Genomic DNA, 18,577 nt, shown 5'->3' on the forward strand with positions numbered 1-18,577 from the left:
ATTGTTAGGCACTCGGCGGGCCAGAACCCTCACCGGACTTCCGCCCGCCAGCAACGCCAAGGACGAGGGAGAAGACGAGGAAGACGAGGGAGAGGACGAGGGAGGCGACATTGAGCGGCTCCCCTTTTATGACGGATTTCACCGTTGGAACGAGAAACAGCACGCCGGCGAGTGCGAACAGAATGGTGACGAGCTTATTCTTCCAGACCTTCATGCATTGGCCTCCTGATCACGAACACTCCTGGGGTTGATTCCTGACCCAACCCGCGAGACTGGCCGCAAGGATGGTTGACGTGGTCATTCTTGTCTCCGTAGTTCTCATTGTACCGCGCGCCGCCTAACTCTTTTTTTGCACGGAACCGCTTAACGCGGATATTAAGTCTGGATGGTCAACTCGTAGCTGCAGACCGCGATCCTATCTCCTGGCTTTACAGTCGCGCTCTCGCCAGCGGATATTTCACGGCCATCGTTAATCACGATCGGATTGGCTCCTTTGCAAGTGACGGCGTACTCGTCGCCCTGCTTCGATAACGTCGCGTGCTGGCGGCTCACTTCGAGGTCGCCTTCCAATCTCAGATCGACAGCGACATGCCGCGAGCCTCGCCCGATGGTTATCTCGTCTTTGAAGAACGGCCGCACATCGGGCAGAGCAGCTTCGGCGCCCGGCACTTTGCGGTTGACCCGTACTGAGAAGCTCGCAACGGCAGGTTCGGCAGACTCAGCAGGTTTGCGGGCGCGCACGATGGTAGCCTCATCGTCGACCTTCTCAGTCACCGTGACCAACTCCGCAGGCGCGGGCGCAGCTCGCTTGCGTGGCTTCACCATCGTCTTCTGTGCTTCGGTGTCCCAGACGTGCTGCACGCGGAAGCGGCCCGCTTCCAATCCCGGATCGACGCGAAGCTCAACGGTCAACGTGCGAGTTTGAAAATCGTTGTCGCCGGCAAGCTCTTTTGCGCGTTCGGAGAGCACGTGATGAAGCCCGCGTTCGAGACCTTCGCGCTTTTCGCCCTGCCACTCCCCATCGTCCGCCGGGCTCATGAAGACAATGTATTCGCGGGGCACATAAGTCGGTCCGCCCGGCGGGGTAAACATCTCGCGCTGCATGGAAGCTTCTATCTCGCGCGCCACAGCGACCAGAAAGTCGTCCCATTTGGACCTCGGCTTCGGCTCTCCTTGCTCGTCGAGGTCTTCCTCGCCGTCGATCCATTTCCTGAGGTTCTCTATCCAAGCTCGCATGACTGTCCTCCGAGGGTTTCGGGTTCAGGGTTCCGGGTTTCAGAGTTAAGGGGTGGAGTTCACGGTTCGGGGTTCAGAGTTAAAGTCGGTGGGCTTCCTCAGCGAACCTTGAACCTGAACCTTGAACCTTGAACCTTGAACCCTGAACCCGGAACCCGGAACCCTGAACCGTCTAGTCCAACTTCACGTACTGGCCATCTACCCAACCGCTGTCTGGAGCGTTGTCGGGAGGGCTACCGGCCCACTCCAAGACTTTGACTCGCCGCCATCCTCCACGCTCTTCAACGATCCGAACTCGCGTTCCGGCTGGAAGAGAAACGAGCACCGCGCCCGCCGGATCGCTTCGCAGGTTGACGTTTTGCGCGCCGCCAATTCGCCCGTCCTTCGCCTGCGAACCCGAGAACGGGATCCAGGGCTTCTTCTGATCGGCAAAGTGATAGTAGGTAGACGCGGCAAGTCCGATCAGCGCTGCCGCTAAAAAAATGATGAACACTCGCCGCAACCACTCCGAGCTGATTACAACTCGCAGCTTGCTCAACAAGCCTTGTTCGGCGCGGAGTGTCTGTGCGCTCGTCTGCCTCGCGCGCAGAGTCTTGACGGCGTGACCCTCTCCGGATGATGCAACCGCTACTACTGCATTGCCGTCGCGCGTCTGAATGCGGGGACCGGTCGAAGGTTCGGCGGCGTTCCGAGACCCAAAAGTTTGAGTCGCAAATGAACCGGCATCAGAATCAACGTGTTCCCCCGCTCCCCGGCTCCCCGGCTCCGCGGCTCCCTCATTCGCCAGGCGATGGTAACCGGCGTGACCTGGCAACTCGACAACTATTCTCGCCTTCTGTGGGCGAATGATTTCGCGAGGCACATTCGCCAGCGTTTGGAAGTTGGGAAGCGGGGCAGCCTGCTCAACCATGCTCGTGGCGCTCAAGCGCGCCCGTACTATCGTGGCCTCGTCGTCAACCTCCTCGCCGATGTCTCCAGCCAATCGGACCTTCGCCAGGTTTTCCCAGAACTCCTCCATTGATTGATAGCGGTCGGCGACTCGCGTCGCGGTTGCCTTGGCCAGCACCGCCAGCAGGCGCCCGGACCACGGTTCAGACGCAAGCCCCACGGGAAGCTCGCCGATCGGTTGTCGCGAAAACTGGCGCGGCGCCCGCCCGGTCATCGCGGTGTAGATCGTCTTTGCAAGCGAATAGACATCGGCCGACGGGGTGAGCTTTTCGTTCGCGTCATCAGCCCTGACATCGGGATGATGCTCGGGGGGAGCGTAGACGTTTGTGCCGACACGGGTGATCTCGCTGGCGTCATCGTGAGTCATCTTGGCGACGCCGAAGTCGGCGATTTTCAACACACGGCGGTCCGCGGACAGCAGCAGGTTGTTCGGCTTGATGTCGCGATGAATGACTCGCTCGCTGTGCGCATAGGCGAGCGCCTCGGCCACTTGCTGAAAATAAAACAGCGCGTCGTCTAGACCGACCGGCCGGCTGCGGCACAGTGACCACAAATCTCCCCCGGGCATGTACTCGAGCACGATGTAATGAAAAGGCACGCCTTCAAGATCGGCGGCGGTGCCATGGCCGAGCCTGAGAATTATGTTCGGGTGCCGCACGCGGTCCAGCGCGATGGCTTCGTTCTGAAAGTTCTCAACCAGCGTCTGTTCCAGCTCCGGGTCGGGCGTTCCCTGAAGCGAGGTGTTTAGCGACTTGATGATCACCGGCTCACCGTCGCCCAGTTGATCGTACGCAAGAAAGATCTCAGCATAGCTTCCGCGTCCCAGGCACCGCTCCACTAGGTAACGATCGTCAACCACGCTGTTGTCTAGTCTAAGTTCAGGCACGGATCGGTGTCGAAGATGAGGATCGAGGATAGATGATCGCGTGCGATCTTCGATCTTCGTCCTCTATTCTCTATCTTCGATCCTCCTTATCGTCCGTCATTCATCGTTCCGCGTTCATTCTTGCGTCGTTCTTCGGCGTAGCGCGACAGCGCTGAAGCGGCTTTGGACTTCTCGCCCATCGCTTCATACGCCGCGGCCTGCTGCACGTAAGCATCGTACAACGACGGCTGCCGCGCAGCCGCTTCCTCGAAGCTCTTTGCGGCACTCGCGTAGTTGCGTTCTTCAAGCAGAGCGCGTCCAAGCCAATATAACGCCCGGGCGTTTGAAGGATCGCGCTTGGCTAGCGATTCGAATTCGGCCGCTGCAAATCTATAATCGCCTTTCTCGAATGCCTCTCGTCCGATCAGCAAGGGATCGGCCGCGGCGTTCGTATTCGAATCAGCTTTACGATCCTTGATGAAGTCTGGCGCCCGGAGGCCGGCATAGAATGCTCCGGCGATCAGCACCAGTACAAGCAACGAGTACATCAAGAATCGCGAGCCCGGCCTGCTGCTTTTTGCTTCATAGCGTCCGCTAAGACTGTTGCGGTCGAGCGGGCGGGGCGCTTCGTCCGGATCGGGCCGCGCGCGGTTGAATTCGACCTGAATACGGCCGCCGCGCTCCGGAATTCGCGAAGCCGCCGCAGCTCCGGCGCTCACCGTGCGTTTATCATTCCGCTCGGGGCGCTCGGGCATTCCATCATCAATCGCGATGATCGGGGTCTGGCGTGCGCGGCCCATTTGCACGACGACGGCGGTTAGATTGTCGTCGGCGCCGCGCTGGTGAACTATTCGCTTCAACTCGTCAGCCGCGCGCTGCGGGTCCTTGTGCTCAGCCAGCACCCGCGCGATCTCTTCGTCGGACAAATGACGGTAGATGCCGTCGCTGCATAAGAGGAACCGCGCGCCGTCTCGAGCATCGATCGATTTGATCTCGACTTCTACCATGCTTTCGACTCCAAGCGCGCGATTGATGATGTTGGTGGCAAGCTCGGCTGCCTGTTCGCCAATCATTCGACCGGCTCTGATGTCGTCGTTCAAATCAGTATGATCGACCGTCTCGCGGTGGAAGCGCCCGTTTTCCAAACGGTAAACCCGGCTGTCGCCGACGTGAGCTACAGTGACTCGGCCGCCGTCGATGTGTATCAGCGCGACGGTCGTCGCCATTGTTTTATACGCCGGATCGCTCTCAGCCAGCTCGAACACATCGCGGTTGGCAAAGTCGATCGCGCGGCGTATGAGTTCGGCCGAGGGATCTTTTTTGGAGTTGTGGCTGATGGCTTCTTCGATTGTATCGGCGGCAGTCTGGCTGGCGATTTCGCCTGCGCGCTGACCGCCCACCCCGTCGAACACGGCGAAAAGGCCTCGCTCGGGAATCGCCAGAAAGCGGTCCTGATTGACCGGGCGTTTGGGGTTCAACCCGCGGTCACAGATGTAGCCGACTTTGAGGTCCATAGGTCTCTTAGATGCCGCGAGAATAGATACGCTGGCCGTCAGCCGCTCGTTCGTCGCGTCGAAGCATTTGATTACTCCCCTAGCATCTTAGCACTCCGCAACTGACCGCGTGAACGACGATCAAATGGTGGTGCAAGAGACGATCTTCATTGTCCTATGCCCGGTGTATAATGCCGAGGTGACCGAAGACCCCCACAGCGAAATTGTTATCATCAGCGAGCCTATTAGCACACAGCGCGTAGCCGAGATGGCGGCCGAACGGTTCGGCGATATGGTTAAGGCAGTCGTGGACACCAACCGGCGACTGCTTGCGCTAGGCGGGGAACTGCACTCCGATGAGGAGGCCGCGCTATTGGAGCTGGGTTCAACACAAGCAGACCTGTGGGGTATAAACATCTATCCGGACCAGCAAAGATCAGAATGGATCGAGTTTGACTCCCTCATCAACATCAGGCCAAGACTCGGTAATCGCTCCCGCGGTGTAGAAGACGCCGGCACGCGACAACTGATCTGCGAGATCGTCGATTCCCTCATACGATGAAACCACTAATCCATAGAGAGCTTGCCGATGGACGGTGGTTTACGTTCTCGATATCTGAACAACTGGGCAATGTCGGAAGCGAGTTCGAGCGTGCAGCAAACGCGTTTGAGCGAGGAAACCACGAGCGCTTCGAAAAGGCGTTTGAGCGAATGCTCGAGCTGCTGGACCTCACGGTGGAAGACCCGAAATGGCGAACAGCCTGCCGCCTGCGCGAACTGCTCCGATTGCGCGAGGAGGTGTGCGATGTCTTCCACGGCAATGAAATCTATGGTACGTCAATCGAGACCTTGAAGAAGTACTTCCTGTACTTCGGCATCGCCGCCAGAGCTGATCGATGACAGCCCCGATGTTTCGGTGGTGCTCTTCCTCGCGCAGTTAAGTCGCGCGCGGCCGACAACGCTGTCGTATGACAATTGAGGCTGATAAGGCCGTGTGCTACGATGGCGGCACATCAAGGAAACAAAACCATGTCTACCGCCGAACTAGTCGATTCACAGGTAGCGTTCTCGCCGTTGCTGCGTCACTACACGCTCGGCGAGTTTTGGGAGTTGCCCGAACCGCCGGACCGTTGGCACTACGATCTGATCGGAGGAGTTCTCTATATGGTCCCACCGCCCGATCCTCCGCGCGGCGATCTCGTCTCTAGAATGAATCAATCGCTCGTCGTATTCCTTGACGCGAATGGGAACCTGGGCAGTGTCTACCATCCGCGTGAAGCGATCTACATCGACAGCACCAACGTCGAGCCGGACATGATGTACGTCTCTAGCGAGCTCGCTTCTCGAATGGGGCGGCGGCGAACGTCAGCCGACATCGTGTTCGAATACCTGTCCAAGAGCACGGCGGTTTATGATCGCACCACCAAGGCGGATACCTACCTCGCGCTAGGCGTTCGGGAACTCTGGCTGATCGATCCGACTACACGAACGATCGAAGTGCGGCATTGGACCGCGCCCGTTAGAGATGGTGGTCTGCCTAGATGGGAGGTAGTAGTGTACAGCGAGGGTGAATCAGCGGAGTCGCGGGTCCTATCAGGCTGGCGCGTATCGGTGAACCGGCTGTTCGACGACCTTGTCTAAAGACACTCAATCAAGCCACGTCAGAATTGGCGCCACCGCTCTGTAGCCCTCGCGGTCGGCGATCTCCTCGAGCCGGTCGACCTCGATCTCCCATCGCTCAGCCTCCGACTTCAGCGCGGCTCGCTCGCGGTCACTCACGCCGCCGATCTTCTCGCGTCGCCACAACTCGTGCCGCGCTGCGGTCGAGTACAGCCGGGCGCGCATCAGATCGGGCTCCTCGACGAAACCAAATCGTTGATGCCAGTTCATGCTGGCCTCGTTCGCCGCGTGATAAGCGCTTTTCAAGATCGCCTCGCCGACACTATCAAGCTCATTCATCGCGTCCGACAGCAGAGCCGTCGCGATTCCATGCCGCTGCCAGGCAGGTCGAACGAACAGGAGGTCGAGGATCGAATAGCGCGGCGCGTGCGTGAGCAGCGCGGCGCCCACGATTGAGTCGCAGCCTCGCTCGCGATCGAACCCCATCGCCACCCGAGACGCCAAATGTGGCTTTCCTCGCTCGCCGGCGAAATGACTCCGGATAGCCTTGTCCGCCGCTTCGCAAATCTTCTGTGTCTCCCAGTCACAGTACTCCGTCGAATCGATGAACGCCTCAAGAAATGCCGTCGTCAACTCGGCTGCGTCAGCGCCTGTCGCTCTTCTGAGAACGAGGCTTGTGTTTACGGGTCTCGGCGTAACGGGCATCGCGACGATCACGCCGTGCTCACGCGGCGTGATATGAGCGCGGCCGTCCCAGTACTCGTGCTTCCAGCCGGGCCGCATCGCGAGCAACTCGAACTCTTCAATGCTCATCTGCGGGTGCTCGCTCTTCACAGGCGAATCTTGAATCAAACCGGGCAGGCCACACAACCTCATATCAACGTGTTCGTAGTTCGGCCAACATCCGGGGAGCGCAGACAGGGATGCCTGCACTGGGTAGACCTCCACTTTTGATGAATGGTATTGTCATAATCTCTCAAAGCAGGAGGTAGCCATGGCCAGCCAGCCCAAACAATCGCCCTCGCCGAAGGGCGGCAGCTTTCTAATCGAGGACCGCGCCCCTGAAGACATCTTCACTCCGGAAGACATCACCGAAGAGCAACGCATGTTCGGGCGCACCGCTGAAGAATTTCTACGCAAAGAGGTTGTTCCCCGCGAAGACGAGATCCACGCGAAGGATTACAAGGTTCATCGCGAGCTGATGCGGAAGGCTGGCGAGATCGGGCTGCTGAGCATCGACATACCCGAGAAATACGGCGGGCTCGGATTGCACAAAGTCAGCTCGGCGGTGGTCGGCGAACAGTTCGCGCTTCAGGCTTCATTTGCCGGGACTCATAGCTCGCACGTCAACATCGGCACCCTGCCCATCGTTTTCTTCGGCACCGAGGAGCAGAAGCAAAAATATCTCCCCAGGCTGGCTACCGGTGAGTGGATCGGCGCGTACGCGTTGACCGAACCTCAGTCGGGAAGCGACGCGCTCGCCGCCAAGACCAAAGCAGTGCTCTCGCCCGACGGGCGGCACTACATTCTGAACGGCCAGAAGATGTGGATCACCAACGGCGGCTTCGCTGATCTGTTCACCGTCTTCGCCAAAGTCGACGGCGAAAAGTTCACGGCATTTCTGGTCGAACGCGGGCCGGGTCTGGTCAGCGGGCACGAAGAGAAGAAGCTTGGGCTCGACGGCTCTTCGACGACCGCGCTGATGCTCGAAGACTGTCACGTGCCCGTCGAGAATGTGTTAGGCGAGATCGGCCGCGGGCATAAGATCGCCTTCAACGTGCTCAACATCGGGCGATTGAAGCTGGGCGCGCGATCGGTGGGCACGATGAAGCTTTCGCTTCAGCAGTCGGTTCAGTATGCCAAAGAGCGGCACCAGTTCGGCCAGCCGATCGCCAACTTCGGTTTGATCAAACGCAAGCTCGCCGAAATGACTGCTCTCGCTTACGTCGGCGAGTCGATTCTCTACCGCACGCTTGGAATGATCGACGAAGCTCTCGAGCGAGTAGACAAAGACGACCCAGCTCAAGTGCTCCTCGTTCTCGTGCAGTTCGCCATCGAGTGCTCGATCATCAAGGTGTGGGAGAGCGAGGCGCTCGCCTATGTCGTCGACGAACAGGTCCAGGTGTTCGGCGGCTACGGCTACTCGAAGGACTATCCTGCGGAGCGCGCTTATCGAGACGCGCGCATTGCGCGTATCTACGAAGGCACCAACGAGATCAATCGAATCGTGATCGGCACGCAGTTGCTGCGCCGCGCGGCCGCCGGCGAGCTGCCGCTGTTTGAAGAAGCCGAGCGCGCCGTTGACCTGGGCCGCGCTGCTGATGACACGCTGAATATGACCCGCGCGAACGTCGCTTTCAGCGATGAGCTGCTGCTGGTGAAGGCGGCCAAGGCCATGACGCTGGCGTCGATCGCCGCCGCCAACCAGGCTTATGGCGAGAGCGCTCGCAACGAGCAAGAAGTCATCGCGCTGATCGCCGATATGGTGATCGACGTGTACGCGATGGAGAGCGCGCTGTTGCGGACACAGCGCCTGTTGAACGATCGCGGCGTCGAGAAGTGCCGCGTGCAAGCAGACATCATTCGGGTGTTCGCTCGCGACGCAGCTTTGCGAGTTGAGAGCGCGGCTCGCGCGGTCGCGAGCGAGATCGAAGATGAGAAGTGTGCAGCGTCGATTAGTGAGCTTGCATATCGGTCTCCGATGAAGTCGATAGCGGCCCGCCGCCGCATCGCCGACGCGGTGATCAACACCGGCAGGTATTTCTTGAGTTGATTATCGAAGCGGCTCTCGGAGCGCCGCTGCGACGTGCAGCGCAGCAGCAGGCGGCCTGCGCCGGCTTCGGTCGTGATATATTGAACTTAAATTGAACTTGGGAGTAACCCTAATGAAAACGTTGCAAGAGATCGAGGACGCGATTGAAACTCTGCCGCTGCCGGACCGGTTTCGACTCTACAGCGACTTGCCGCAACTGATCGGTCGTGGCGTTGAGGACCTCGATTGGCAGCGATTGGCAATCGAACACTTCTTCGAAGACGACTCAGCCGACGATGAGGCTTATGATCAAATTTGACGCCGGCGACATCGTTCTCCTGGAGTTTCCATTTTCACACTTGCAGGGACGCAAACGCCGACCCGGATTGGTGCTCGTTAGCGAGGACGCAGATGTATTGCTGGCACGCATCACAACTCAAGCAGCACGGCATTCGTCGGATATCGCATTAGTTCATTGGGCAGCGGTTGGCTTACCGAAAGCTTCGACTGTCCGCCTGACTAAGCTTGCCGCGATTGATCGCCGTTTGGTTCATCGCAGAATCGGCCGGCTGCACCCTGAAGACGCTCGCGCAGTGGCTGAGGCATTGACACAACTCTGTGCGGTCATAGCAGCGGGGCTAAAAACGTAGCTGTGAAACTCGAATCTTGGCGCTTGGAGTTACAAGAGAAGATGAACTACGAACTGTTCACTCGAGTCGCGCTGAATACCGATCTGGCGCAATACCTTGCCAAGATCAAGTTCATGCTGGAAGAGCGATGATGCCAATTACGGAGTGGTGGTCAAAGTACGAACAGCCAGCGTTTTCTTGCGACGCTCCGCTTGACCGCATAGCCGGTTGCCTTTAGGCTTTGACTGTCATGAGCGACACGTTTACGGTGAGTTTGCCGCCTTCAATTCGCAAAGAGCTTGATGCTCTCGCTAAGCGCACAGGCAAGAGCCGAAACCAGGTAGTGCGCGAGGCGGTTCGCCGACAAATCGCCTTGGAGAGGTTCCGCGCGCTACGCGAGCAGCTTGTTCCCAAGGCTCGGGCACGGGGCATCTATACCGACGAAGACGTCTTCAATCTCGTCTCGTGAGAGTCCTCCTCGATACCAACGTCTTGTTCGCCGCCTTTGTCACGCACGGCATGTGTGCGGGCTTGTACAACAAGGATCGAACTACGAAGTCGGCCAGGGTGCTTGGCATGAGTGCGACACATCTCGGGACGTTTCAAGTCGGTTCGCCTCGGAAACGGGGCGAGGGCTTGCGAGTCGGCACAGTGCGCTTTCTGCCGCGCGGGGTGAAGAAAGAAGACTACGCGCGATTGGACTACTTCGACGTCTGGTTTCCGTTGCTTGCCCCAAGCTCAGAGTTGCTCAAGTGGCTGAAGACCCGCGACTGGCCGAGCGAGCAAGCCAGATGGTCGAAGTTCAGAGAGCGCTACGTTGCCGAGATGAACAAGACCGACGCGCGCCAGGCCATCAAGCTTCTTGCAGAGTTAGCCAGAGCTACTCCGTTGAGCATAGGGTGTTACTGCGAGAACGAGTCCGCCTGTCATCGGTCGATACTGCATGAGTTGATCGAACGCGCATCGGACGCTTAGAAGCTCGGCCGGCTTGCTGGCCCTACGAAGTGCGCTGCGTGCGGTCAGCATGTGGATAAACCGCGGATTATGTCATCGAGACTGCTCCGTTTGAAGTCGACCGCTTCTGCAATTGCGTGAAACCGCGCGAGCGACTCGTGCTGAGGGGCACGAAGCGACGTCCAACGTCCTATCTGTTCGGCAAGGTTCACGGGCGAGCCTCCGGCGGAAGTAGGTCCAGAACTGCATCACGAAGCTCTTCGGAGGTGGAGAGGGCATTGGAGACTTCTTCGGAATCGGGATCGAGTGCGTCGTCGTAGCGCATCTCGACTGCGTAAGCGTTTAGTGGAAGCAGCCGTTCGCGGAATCTCTCCAGTTCGGGCGCCTCTTTTGTCGCCAGATTGATCAGCGCGCGCAGGTCATGCGTCCGCGGGTAGTCGACGCCTCGCGACGCCAGCAGTGCCTTCAGCATCTTCGCCGCCGTTTGCTGGGCATGGAAGGCAACCATGTCGAGAGGGGCATCGTGCTCGAATGCGATGCGAGCAATCTTGAGATCGTTTTCGGCCTTTCGGGCAAGGGCTTTCGCCAGGTCAAGATCGCTTTTCATAGAGTACCCTACCCTCCCGAATTGCCCTGGTAGTCACATAGTTCCGGACCCCGGCCCACTCTTCGACCTCCTCAGGCGTTCGCCAGAGAATGTCTATCGGCGTGGAGAGGCCGCCCAGCGCCCGGTAAGCCGAAATGCTCCGTTTGTGGGGGGGCTCCGACGAGTCCTTGATCACGAGGAGATCGACGTCGCTGTCGGGCTTGGCATCCCCGCGAGCTCTACTGCCGAAGAGGATAATGCGGTCAGGATCGATGGCCTCGACCAGCCTGCGGACCATTTCCTGAAGAACGGATTCATCTGCGATGACTTGTACCACGGTCTTATTTTCCCTCCTCGAAGGCGCACTTGGCCAGCAGGTCTCGGGGAATCTTCTTGACCTCAATGTTGTCGGGAATTTTCAGCCCTCTGACGCGGCGACTGCAGTAGATCAACATCGTGTCTTCATGCAGAAAGTTCGTCAGCCATGTTGTTGCTGAGCCACGGACCGTACGCTCGATCTCTGCGAAAACCCGGGCCCGGTGTATAGAGAAAATCAATATCGCTGTCGGGTCAGAAGTCATCGCGAAGTGCCGAGCCAAAGAGATCGAGTCTGACAATGCCCCAACGCCGGCAAAAATCAGACTGTCTCTTTTTGTGGTAGCTCGATGGTCATTTCTCGCTGTTTTCAGCGACTCGCGAATAGTATGCTTTGCGTTCCACGGATCGTCAATTTCAATGGAGTCCCATCGCTCGAACTCGCGATGATTGTTGACCGCTGGAACCCACAGACTTTTCGCGGTGCTGACCTCTGCCGTCTTGTCTTTCTTCAGCTCACCCGATACTTCCACAATCTGATGAAAGAAGACTATGCGTAATTGAACTACTTCGACGTCTGGTTTCCGTTGCTAGCCCCGAGTTCCGCGTTGCTCAAGTGGCTGAAGAGCCGTGAGTGCCGAGCGAGCAAGCGAGATGGTCGAAGTTTAGAGAGCGCTACATTGCCGAGATGAAGAAGACCGACGCGCAACAGGCGATCAAGCTCTTGGCCGAGTTAGCCAGAGCTACTCCGTTGAGCATAGGGTGTTACTGCGAGAACGAGTTAGCCTGCCATCGCTCGATACTGCATGAATTGATCGAATGCGCAGTGGACGTTTAGAGACGCAGCACGCTTGCCTGCATCAGTCTGCGTATGCTTCGGGACGGAAGCATTGTATGACCAACTATGCGACTAACGAGACAACCGTCGTGACGCTGTTGGATAGCAGATGTTTCCAATCCAAGCGATCCTACAGTACAATGCGGCTTCCAATCATTGGGAGCGAATACTGTGCACAAGGCTTACCGGTTCGTACTGGGATTTGACGACGACCTTGTCGCTAGCACACTTGAGCGCCTTGGCGCCTCGAAGAGACATTCTGTCCTAGATCCTTTTTCCGGGACCGGCACGACACTAGTCGAGTGCAAGAAGAGAGGTATCGACTCAATCGGGTTCGACGCGAATCCGGTCTGTGTTTTGATCTCCAAAGCCAAGCTGGATTGGGGCATAGGGGCCCGCCGAATCGAAGAGTCGGTCAAGGACATCGTCAAAGCATTTGATCGCAGGTATGCAGCTTATCTCCGGGCTTATAGACTACGAAAGAGAACAAACCAGTACTACTCACCACTTGAGCATCCGTTGTTCGAGCGAACGACCGCTGGAAGATTTCTTATTGAGTCGGGTATTCTGAAGCGCGGCTGGATGAGCCCTCGCCCTGCGCTCAAAACCCTGCTGCTTACGACTGTGATCAATGAACGCGTCGGAGATACTCGAACTCAGCGGTTCCTGCTGACGTCTCTTCTTGATTTGTTAGTGCCCGAGATTAGCAATATGCGGTACGGACCTGAGATTTACAGGGCAGTAAGAAGGCGAGATGTCGACGTGATAGGTCTATTCAAAGAAAGAGTGCAAGCGAATCTTTCGGTTCTGAATGAACTGCGCCAGGGGTGCCGCGCGTTTCCTTCATCTAGCGTCTCTCTGGGGGATTCAGTAAACGGCGGCCTAAATACCATACGAGATAGCTCGTTAGATTTCGTGGTCACCTCACCTCCCTACCCTTCAGAACATGATTACACTCGCCTAACAAGGCTTGAGTTGATCTTCAGTGGCTTTGTTTCTGAGAAAGCGGACATTCGAACTATTAAGCAGAGATTGCTGCGTTGCTGCACGCGCAACATATATTCGGGAGACAATAAGTACAAAGACATCTCACGATTCCGCAGTGTTCGGGGTCTTGTAGACAGAATTAGCGAAGAGGCCCAGAACCATTCCCATGGCTTTGCCAAGCTATACAGCCGCGTAGTAGAAGAATACTTTGGGGGAATGTTTTGGCACTTCCAGCACATTGCTCGCGTCTTGCGCTTAGGTGGCAGGTGCGCCTACATTGTCGGAGACCAGGCCTCCTTCTTTTCGATTCAGATCAAGACAGCTGAGCTACTCTCACGAATAGCAACATCCAAGGGTGTCGGGCTCCGCGAGATAGAGGCGGTTAGGCTCAGGCCGCTCAGGGGAACAACGGGACGGCAGAACTCCAACTATGAATGGCTTCTCATCCTTGAAAAGTGAAGATTCCTTCGCGTGTCGGGAGCGCACAAAAAGAAACCGTGCCGACGGGATCACTGCTGGCTAGCGCAGAGGGGGGAGAACACTATGGCTAAGATCAAAGTACACGAGAAAGCACTCGCACACCTTAGTCGAGGTCTTTACAGAAGCCCAGCCAGTGCCCTTCGCGAGCTGGTGAGCAACGCTTGGGACGCAGGTGCTACCGTTGTTCGCATCAATACAAACTACCCCTTATTTTACCAACTGTCCGTAGAGGACAACGGAGCAGGATTCACTAGAGAGGATTTCGAGAACCTAATGGAAGGAGGCGTCGGGAACAGCGAGAAAAGAACAGCAGCCGAACCCGAGCCTCTTCCATTTGACCGCCCCCTTATTGGCAGGTTGGGAATCGGGTTGTTGGGTATAGCTCAAATCTGCGGTGCGTTTACCATTGTTTCCAAGCCTAGTCACGGAAACGGGTTCAGAGCGAGCGTACGCCTCTACGATTTGCTAAAGGAGCGCCTCGACAGAAAGGATAGCGAGCTTGTTAAGGAGGTCGAGGTCAAGGAGGCGCAGTCAGAGACTGCACCTAAGCCCGACGAGAGCGGGCAGCAAACGATAACAGAAGTTGATATCGGAGAGTACTCGTTCGAAGACTACGACGAAGCTGCCTATAAGAGAGGAACGCGAATAACGGCCGACGACGTTCACCCTACTTTTGTGGATACATTTCAGAAGTCGCTGAAGTTTGAGAAATTCAAACCGCCGCCGCTCGACTGGTCCAAGGCTCTAAAAATTGCTTCGTCCGTCCATTCATTACAGGAGCTCGGAGACTATTGGAAACTACTATGGGAGTTATCGGCGTCATGCCCGCTCACCTTGGCGAGCAAGCACTGCCGCGCAAGCTCGTTGCGGATGAGCAAGTCAAGCTTGAAGGCTACAGGTTTAGAGTGTTTGTGGATGGGAGACAGTTGTTCAAACCAGTCAGGCTTCGCGGCAACCCTGGGGGATATACGATAAAGGCGATAGAATCGCAGCACGTCAAAATCTATGGCAAGAACCTTACGTTCCACGGGTACATCCTTGTTCATGAGGGATTGAGCATCAAACCCGACGAACTCCGTGGCATATTAATCAGGATCAAGAACGTCAGCATCGGGTACTACGATCCCTCAATGTTGGACTATAGATTCAACGAAGGTCCGAGAAGCCGCTGGCTCACTGGTGAGATCTTCGTAGATGAAGGCTTAGAGGATGCTCTGAACATCGACCGAGATAGCTTCAACCGCTTTCATCCTCAGTTTCGGGCTATTCAAAACTATGTCCACAAGGTGCTTCGAGAAGAAGTGTTTCCTGAAGTCTATAGGAAGATTGAGGACCGATCCTTAGATCGAGAGATTACAAGAGAACAAGCCCGTGAAGAACGGCTGGCCGCGACGATTGCTAACGTTGTGAATTCACCCGTCAAGGTACGTGAGCGGGCGAAAGCTCAACCAGATGAGTTGCCAACAGTCGAGATAGTAGACAAACCTAACGCGATGGAAGTTGTCTTGCCGCGTGTCGATGAGTTAGAGACAAAGCGTCCCAACCGGCAGCTTGCTGCCGCGATGCTAACTATTTACGAGGTCGCTCTGCGGGAGAGAACTCGCGACAAGCAACGTTCTGCATTTACGAGACTCCTGCTCGATTTACTCTCTAAGTGGTAACGGGATAACTACCGGAATGTTCAAGTACGAAGATGATCTCCTAAAGCACTATGTCAGGCTGGAGGGGTGGCTGCCAGCGTGCAAGAGGCGCCAAAGATTTGTTCGTTCGGCGGCGAGTAAGCCAAAATCCCTTAGGCGTCTGCGATATTTTACGTTTTGCGCGGTGGGGGCGGTGGACGTGTTGATGCTCGACGTTGAAAAGGTAATCAGGGTGTCCAGCGACGGTAGGTTCGACACCGTCGCATTCTTTGACAAGGACCCTGAATCTGTTGCCGAGACTCTTAAGAGAATCCCTGGGGCTAATGGGTTCCCCGGGGACTTCACTACCATAGTTCTTATGGAAGACCCAGACGAGGAAACAGTGCTAGCAGATTCTCAGGTTTTAGAAGCACGCCGCGAAGAGTTAGATGAGTATCTCACCCGCCGCCGCCAACTACGGCTCGGGCAGCGCCGTGATTTCATCAGACTTTTCCCTTTCGATGTAATCAACCTCGACTTGGAGGAATTCCTGTTTAAGCCTAACGACCCCTTACCAGGTAGAGTTATCAACTCGCTTCGCAAGGTCTTCGAATGGCAGCGACGTCCCGTGTCTACAGTTCCGCGGCAATCTACGCAGAGTCTTAGTGGATTCAGCCTGATGTTTACGACTCAAATCGGGCCACCCAATATCGGTGAGGACTACTTGCGAGAGTTGCAGGAGTGTCTTGAAAGTAATCTCGCCGATGATACAACACTCGGCGAGGCACTGGCTGCTCGCACTGGTTACGGTGACGTGGCGGCGCTCCAGCAGGGAAACTTCGACAGTTTCTTTGAGCTGTCCGTGCCTAAGACGATTGCCGCAGTTTTAGAAGAGGAGGACTGGCACGTTGACCCAGAGCGCGGCATAACCATCTTTGAATTCGAGCGTCCTTGGAAGCAAGGCACCTACAAGATGTTACACTTGGTTATGGACGTCACGCGAAACAGTCCACCAAGAGAAAAGAGAGCTCCAGGAAGGCGGTGTAGACAGGCGCGACTGGCCTATCGATCTGTCGTACGCCAGCTATTCTCTGATCAGGTGGATTTGGTGACACCTGAGGCTTTAGATGAGAACTTCTTGCGCGCTAGCCTGGAGCTAATCAAAGCGCGAAGAAGAGAATATTATTCAGAGGAAGAAGACAACGCCTAAGCTTTCCTTCCGCGAGAACTGCCCCTTCTCGCCGCCGAGCCCTCGCTGGCTACTGGTTTGGCGCGGGGCCGTTAACAAAGATTAGGAATGCTCGCGAGATGTGCAGCGGTGAGTGGCTTCACTTTCATTGCTTGCTGAGAGAAGCCAGGCGGTTTTGTCGCTTCAGATGGAGAGCATCCATTGATTGGATTGAGGAAAGCGTGGCCGCTGAAGCAGTCTTAGCAAACACTTGTGACACATATTAATTCAGAACCCAGACGCCGCTCTCATGAATTGCGTCGTACATCGCGTCCGGCGCGAGATCAGCGCCGCCGGGCCACTGGACCGCGCCCATGACGACTCGCGCGCCAGCGAACACGGCGGGGTGGCGTAGCGGCTCGAAGACTGTGCCGTCGACCTTACTACTACTGAGAAACTCCCGCATATCTACCTTCCCCGACGTGCCATCGACGAACGTCACTTGCAATTGCTCGTTCGGTAACACGGTCACCGAAGTCACTCGCCAGGGGACGGTGTGACTGATCTCGGGCGCTACTTCAAAGGCTCGATCGGTCTCGGGGTTTGCAGTTGACTGCATAGGTTCCAATCCTCCATCAGTTCTTCACGATGCTCGGCCGCCCACTCAAGTACCAAAGCCATCGCGCGGCGCGGCAACGTACCCCGCAGCACGCTAAGGTCGCTAAACAGTATCACGCAAATACCGCCGGACGGCAGTCGGGGGATTGTTCATCCACAGCCTACACCAGCGGCGCACAAGAGGCTTTCGGAGTTCCTCTCGCGCGCGCCCCTCGCGCCGCGAGGGGCGCGCGGGAGAGAAACCAAAGGAGAGGAACTCCGCTCTTTCCTGTAGGCTGTGCATGAACGATTCCCCAACTGCCGTTGGGGGGATTTAACACAATCTCTGCTGTTGGGGGTATTGGACGTGCTGGCCCTACTGTTTCGGTTCGGGCGGCTGATACAGATCGAGGATGCTCGCGAGTTGTGCAGCAGTCAGTGGCTTCACGTTGAGTTGTTCACTCAAAAACGCCAAGCGGTCGCGGCGGGCTTCGGCGTTCAACGCATGTGGCGCGTCGTACAGCTTGAACCGCTTGGGCTCGCTCACGATTGCCGCGTACTGCCGTGCTCCATCCGGCGTCAGATACTTTTCCTCGGTCGCGTACTGCATGAAGACCACCGCTGGCGCTGCGTGAGACACGAACTTGCCGGGATCAAGCCAGGTGTACTTGGCTATAAAAGCGTCGAACCGTTCCGGGCCTATCTTCTGGCGATACTCCTCGTAGTTCTTCGCTTTCATGTCCACTTCATCTGAGAGGCCGCCGGCCATCAGCACAAACGCTGCAAAGCGCCTATCGATGCCGCTGAGGAAGCCACCTACCGTCGCGTTGTAGCTGTGCCCGACGTATGCGATGCGCTTCGGGTCGACGTCTTTGCGGGCAATTAACAAGTCGACGCCGCGCCGCATGTCTACGATCTGCTGCACGAGGTCATCGGCTTGCTGGTCGTTCAGAGGTTCGCGGTTCTCTACGTGACCGGGACGCGCTACAGGTCCGTCTGTGAGCAATGAGACAACACCCGAATGGGCGAGCGCCACGGCCTCGTCGAGAAACTCTTTGCGATTGCGCATTGGCGAGTTCTCCCAGTACCAGTGTCCCCAGATCACGGCGGCGAACGGGCCTGCGCCTTTCGGCACGACGAGGTAGGCGGGAACGCGCCCACCTTTTGGACTCGCGTAGGAGATGTCGTGGATGGCGATGTCCCCTCGTCGCTCGACCCCGATTTCTTTGACGTCGAGTTTCGTGTTCTTATCGTAGTCAAAACGGCGAAGCAAGTCCGCGTCTTGAGCGAACAACGGTGAAACACTAGTCAACAGAATGAGAGTGAGTGTGAGCCACATCGTCGGACCTCCTTATAGTGATGAGCCAGAGGCGAACGGTCCATGCAGTTGGGGATCATACACGCTTACCTGATGCGCTGACTACAGCCCTACCGTTGCCCCGCCAACCGAAGGCGCCCGCCGGCTTAGACTGTGAAATTTGTCGTGATAA

At 56.9% G+C, this 18,577-nt stretch carries 24 protein-coding genes; 13 read left to right on the forward strand and 11 right to left on the reverse strand.

What is annotated here, in order from left to right; translation table 11 throughout:
* Nucleotides 1–4: 4 nt before the first annotated feature.
* The 4 genes from AABO57_10475 to AABO57_10490 all read right to left on the reverse strand — a co-directional run bounded on the left by AABO57_10475 (nt 5) and on the right by AABO57_10490 (nt 4,563).
* Nucleotides 5–214 (reverse strand): hypothetical protein, encoded by a 210-nt coding sequence (locus AABO57_10475; GenBank protein ID MEK6286155.1) that lies wholly within the window; start codon nt 212–214, stop codon nt 5–7.
* A 161-nt stretch (nt 215–375) separates the two neighbouring features.
* Nucleotides 376–1,236: an FhaA domain-containing protein gene (locus tag AABO57_10480; protein MEK6286156.1), complete on the reverse strand. Its 861-nt coding sequence runs from the start codon at nt 1,234–1,236 to the stop codon at nt 376–378.
* 172 nt (nt 1,237–1,408) lie between these two features.
* Nucleotides 1,409–3,070 (reverse strand): serine/threonine protein kinase, encoded by a 1,662-nt coding sequence (locus AABO57_10485; GenBank protein ID MEK6286157.1) that lies wholly within the window; start codon nt 3,068–3,070, stop codon nt 1,409–1,411.
* Between the two features lie 86 nt (nt 3,071–3,156).
* Complete coding sequence (locus AABO57_10490) at nt 3,157–4,563, reverse strand: protein phosphatase 2C domain-containing protein (protein MEK6286158.1); 1,407 nt, start codon at nt 4,561–4,563, stop codon at nt 3,157–3,159.
* Between the two features lie 109 nt (nt 4,564–4,672).
* Here AABO57_10490 and AABO57_10495 point away from each other — a divergent pair, with 109 nt between their 5' ends.
* The 3 genes from AABO57_10495 to AABO57_10505 all read left to right on the forward strand — a co-directional run bounded on the left by AABO57_10495 (nt 4,673) and on the right by AABO57_10505 (nt 6,183).
* A complete protein-coding gene (locus AABO57_10495; GenBank protein ID MEK6286159.1) occupies nt 4,673–5,104 on the forward strand; it encodes a DUF5674 family protein in 432 nt (143 codons plus the stop codon).
* Nucleotides 5,101–5,442 carry a hypothetical protein gene (locus AABO57_10500; protein ID MEK6286160.1) on the forward strand — a complete coding sequence of 114 codons (342 nt, stop codon included), beginning with the start codon at nt 5,101–5,103 and terminating at the stop codon, nt 5,440–5,442. Before AABO57_10495 ends, AABO57_10500 begins: the two co-directional genes overlap by 4 nt.
* Nucleotides 5,443–5,571: 129 nt before the next feature.
* Nucleotides 5,572–6,183: a Uma2 family endonuclease gene (locus tag AABO57_10505; GenBank protein ID MEK6286161.1), complete on the forward strand. Its 612-nt coding sequence runs from the start codon at nt 5,572–5,574 to the stop codon at nt 6,181–6,183.
* A 6-nt stretch (nt 6,184–6,189) separates the two neighbouring features.
* On the opposite strand, the gene AABO57_10510 is transcribed toward AABO57_10505, so the two are convergent.
* Nucleotides 6,190–6,975, reverse strand: a complete 786-nt coding sequence (locus tag AABO57_10510; GenBank protein MEK6286162.1) for a GNAT family N-acetyltransferase — start codon at nt 6,973–6,975, stop codon at nt 6,190–6,192.
* A 181-nt stretch (nt 6,976–7,156) separates the two neighbouring features.
* Here AABO57_10510 and AABO57_10515 point away from each other — a divergent pair, with 181 nt between their 5' ends.
* From AABO57_10515 to AABO57_10535, 5 genes are all read left to right on the forward strand, one after another.
* Complete coding sequence (locus AABO57_10515) at nt 7,157–8,935, forward strand: acyl-CoA dehydrogenase family protein (protein MEK6286163.1); 1,779 nt, start codon at nt 7,157–7,159, stop codon at nt 8,933–8,935.
* Between the two features lie 112 nt (nt 8,936–9,047).
* Nucleotides 9,048–9,233, forward strand: coding sequence for a hypothetical protein (locus tag AABO57_10520; protein ID MEK6286164.1), 186 nt, complete (start codon nt 9,048–9,050; stop codon nt 9,231–9,233).
* Nucleotides 9,220–9,564: a type II toxin-antitoxin system PemK/MazF family toxin gene (locus tag AABO57_10525; protein ID MEK6286165.1), complete on the forward strand. Its 345-nt coding sequence runs from the start codon at nt 9,220–9,222 to the stop codon at nt 9,562–9,564. Before AABO57_10520 ends, AABO57_10525 begins: the two co-directional genes overlap by 14 nt.
* A 229-nt stretch (nt 9,565–9,793) precedes the next feature.
* Nucleotides 9,794–10,012 carry a ribbon-helix-helix domain-containing protein gene (locus AABO57_10530; protein MEK6286166.1) on the forward strand — a complete coding sequence of 73 codons (219 nt, stop codon included), beginning with the start codon at nt 9,794–9,796 and terminating at the stop codon, nt 10,010–10,012.
* Between the two features lie 107 nt (nt 10,013–10,119).
* Nucleotides 10,120–10,518 (forward strand): DUF488 family protein, encoded by a 399-nt coding sequence (locus AABO57_10535; protein ID MEK6286167.1) that lies wholly within the window; start codon nt 10,120–10,122, stop codon nt 10,516–10,518.
* Between the two features lie 187 nt (nt 10,519–10,705).
* Here the strand turns inward: AABO57_10535 and AABO57_10540 are convergent, their stop codons facing one another.
* From AABO57_10540 to AABO57_10550, 3 genes are read right to left on the reverse strand one after another with little or no spacing between them, the layout of a single operon-like run.
* Nucleotides 10,706–11,104, reverse strand: coding sequence for a HEPN domain-containing protein (locus AABO57_10540; protein ID MEK6286168.1), 399 nt, complete (start codon nt 11,102–11,104; stop codon nt 10,706–10,708).
* Nucleotides 11,088–11,420 carry a nucleotidyltransferase domain-containing protein gene (locus AABO57_10545; protein MEK6286169.1) on the reverse strand — a complete coding sequence of 111 codons (333 nt, stop codon included), beginning with the start codon at nt 11,418–11,420 and terminating at the stop codon, nt 11,088–11,090. Before AABO57_10545 ends, AABO57_10540 begins: the two co-directional genes overlap by 17 nt.
* A gap of 4 nt (nt 11,421–11,424) precedes the next feature.
* A complete protein-coding gene (locus tag AABO57_10550; protein ID MEK6286170.1) occupies nt 11,425–11,931 on the reverse strand; it encodes a hypothetical protein in 507 nt (168 codons plus the stop codon).
* A 101-nt stretch (nt 11,932–12,032) separates the two neighbouring features.
* On the opposite strand from AABO57_10550, the gene AABO57_10555 reads away from it, so the two are divergent.
* The 5 genes from AABO57_10555 to AABO57_10575 all read left to right on the forward strand — a co-directional run bounded on the left by AABO57_10555 (nt 12,033) and on the right by AABO57_10575 (nt 16,532).
* On the forward strand, nt 12,033–12,236 hold the full coding sequence (locus tag AABO57_10555; GenBank protein ID MEK6286171.1) for a DUF488 family protein: 204 nt from the start codon (nt 12,033–12,035) through the stop codon (nt 12,234–12,236).
* Nucleotides 12,237–12,407: 171 nt separating this feature from the next.
* Nucleotides 12,408–13,682, forward strand: coding sequence for a DNA methyltransferase (locus AABO57_10560; protein MEK6286172.1), 1,275 nt, complete (start codon nt 12,408–12,410; stop codon nt 13,680–13,682).
* Between the two features lie 84 nt (nt 13,683–13,766).
* Nucleotides 13,767–14,678 carry an ATP-binding protein gene (locus AABO57_10565; GenBank protein ID MEK6286173.1) on the forward strand — a complete coding sequence of 304 codons (912 nt, stop codon included), beginning with the start codon at nt 13,767–13,769 and terminating at the stop codon, nt 14,676–14,678.
* On the forward strand, nt 14,630–15,364 hold the full coding sequence (locus AABO57_10570) for a hypothetical protein (GenBank protein ID MEK6286174.1): 735 nt from the start codon (nt 14,630–14,632) through the stop codon (nt 15,362–15,364). Before AABO57_10565 ends, AABO57_10570 begins: the two co-directional genes overlap by 49 nt.
* Nucleotides 15,365–15,380: 16 nt before the next feature.
* Nucleotides 15,381–16,532 carry a hypothetical protein gene (locus AABO57_10575; protein MEK6286175.1) on the forward strand — a complete coding sequence of 384 codons (1,152 nt, stop codon included), beginning with the start codon at nt 15,381–15,383 and terminating at the stop codon, nt 16,530–16,532.
* A 241-nt stretch (nt 16,533–16,773) separates the two neighbouring features.
* Here the strand turns inward: AABO57_10575 and AABO57_10580 are convergent, their stop codons facing one another.
* The 3 genes from AABO57_10580 to AABO57_10590 all read right to left on the reverse strand — a co-directional run bounded on the left by AABO57_10580 (nt 16,774) and on the right by AABO57_10590 (nt 18,426).
* Entirely contained in the window at nt 16,774–17,109 is a 336-nt protein-coding gene (locus AABO57_10580) for a DUF2442 domain-containing protein (GenBank protein ID MEK6286176.1), read from the reverse strand.
* Nucleotides 17,064–17,225 carry a DUF4160 domain-containing protein gene (locus AABO57_10585; protein MEK6286177.1) on the reverse strand — a complete coding sequence of 54 codons (162 nt, stop codon included), beginning with the start codon at nt 17,223–17,225 and terminating at the stop codon, nt 17,064–17,066. Before AABO57_10585 ends, AABO57_10580 begins: the two co-directional genes overlap by 46 nt.
* Before the next feature lie 238 nt (nt 17,226–17,463).
* Nucleotides 17,464–18,426, reverse strand: coding sequence for a hypothetical protein (locus AABO57_10590; protein MEK6286178.1), 963 nt, complete (start codon nt 18,424–18,426; stop codon nt 17,464–17,466).
* Nucleotides 18,427–18,577: the final 151 nt, after the last annotated feature.

Source organism: Acidobacteriota bacterium, from assembly GCA_038040445.1.
Lineage (GTDB): Bacteria > Acidobacteriota > Blastocatellia > UBA7656 > UBA7656 > Onstottus_A > Onstottus_A frigus.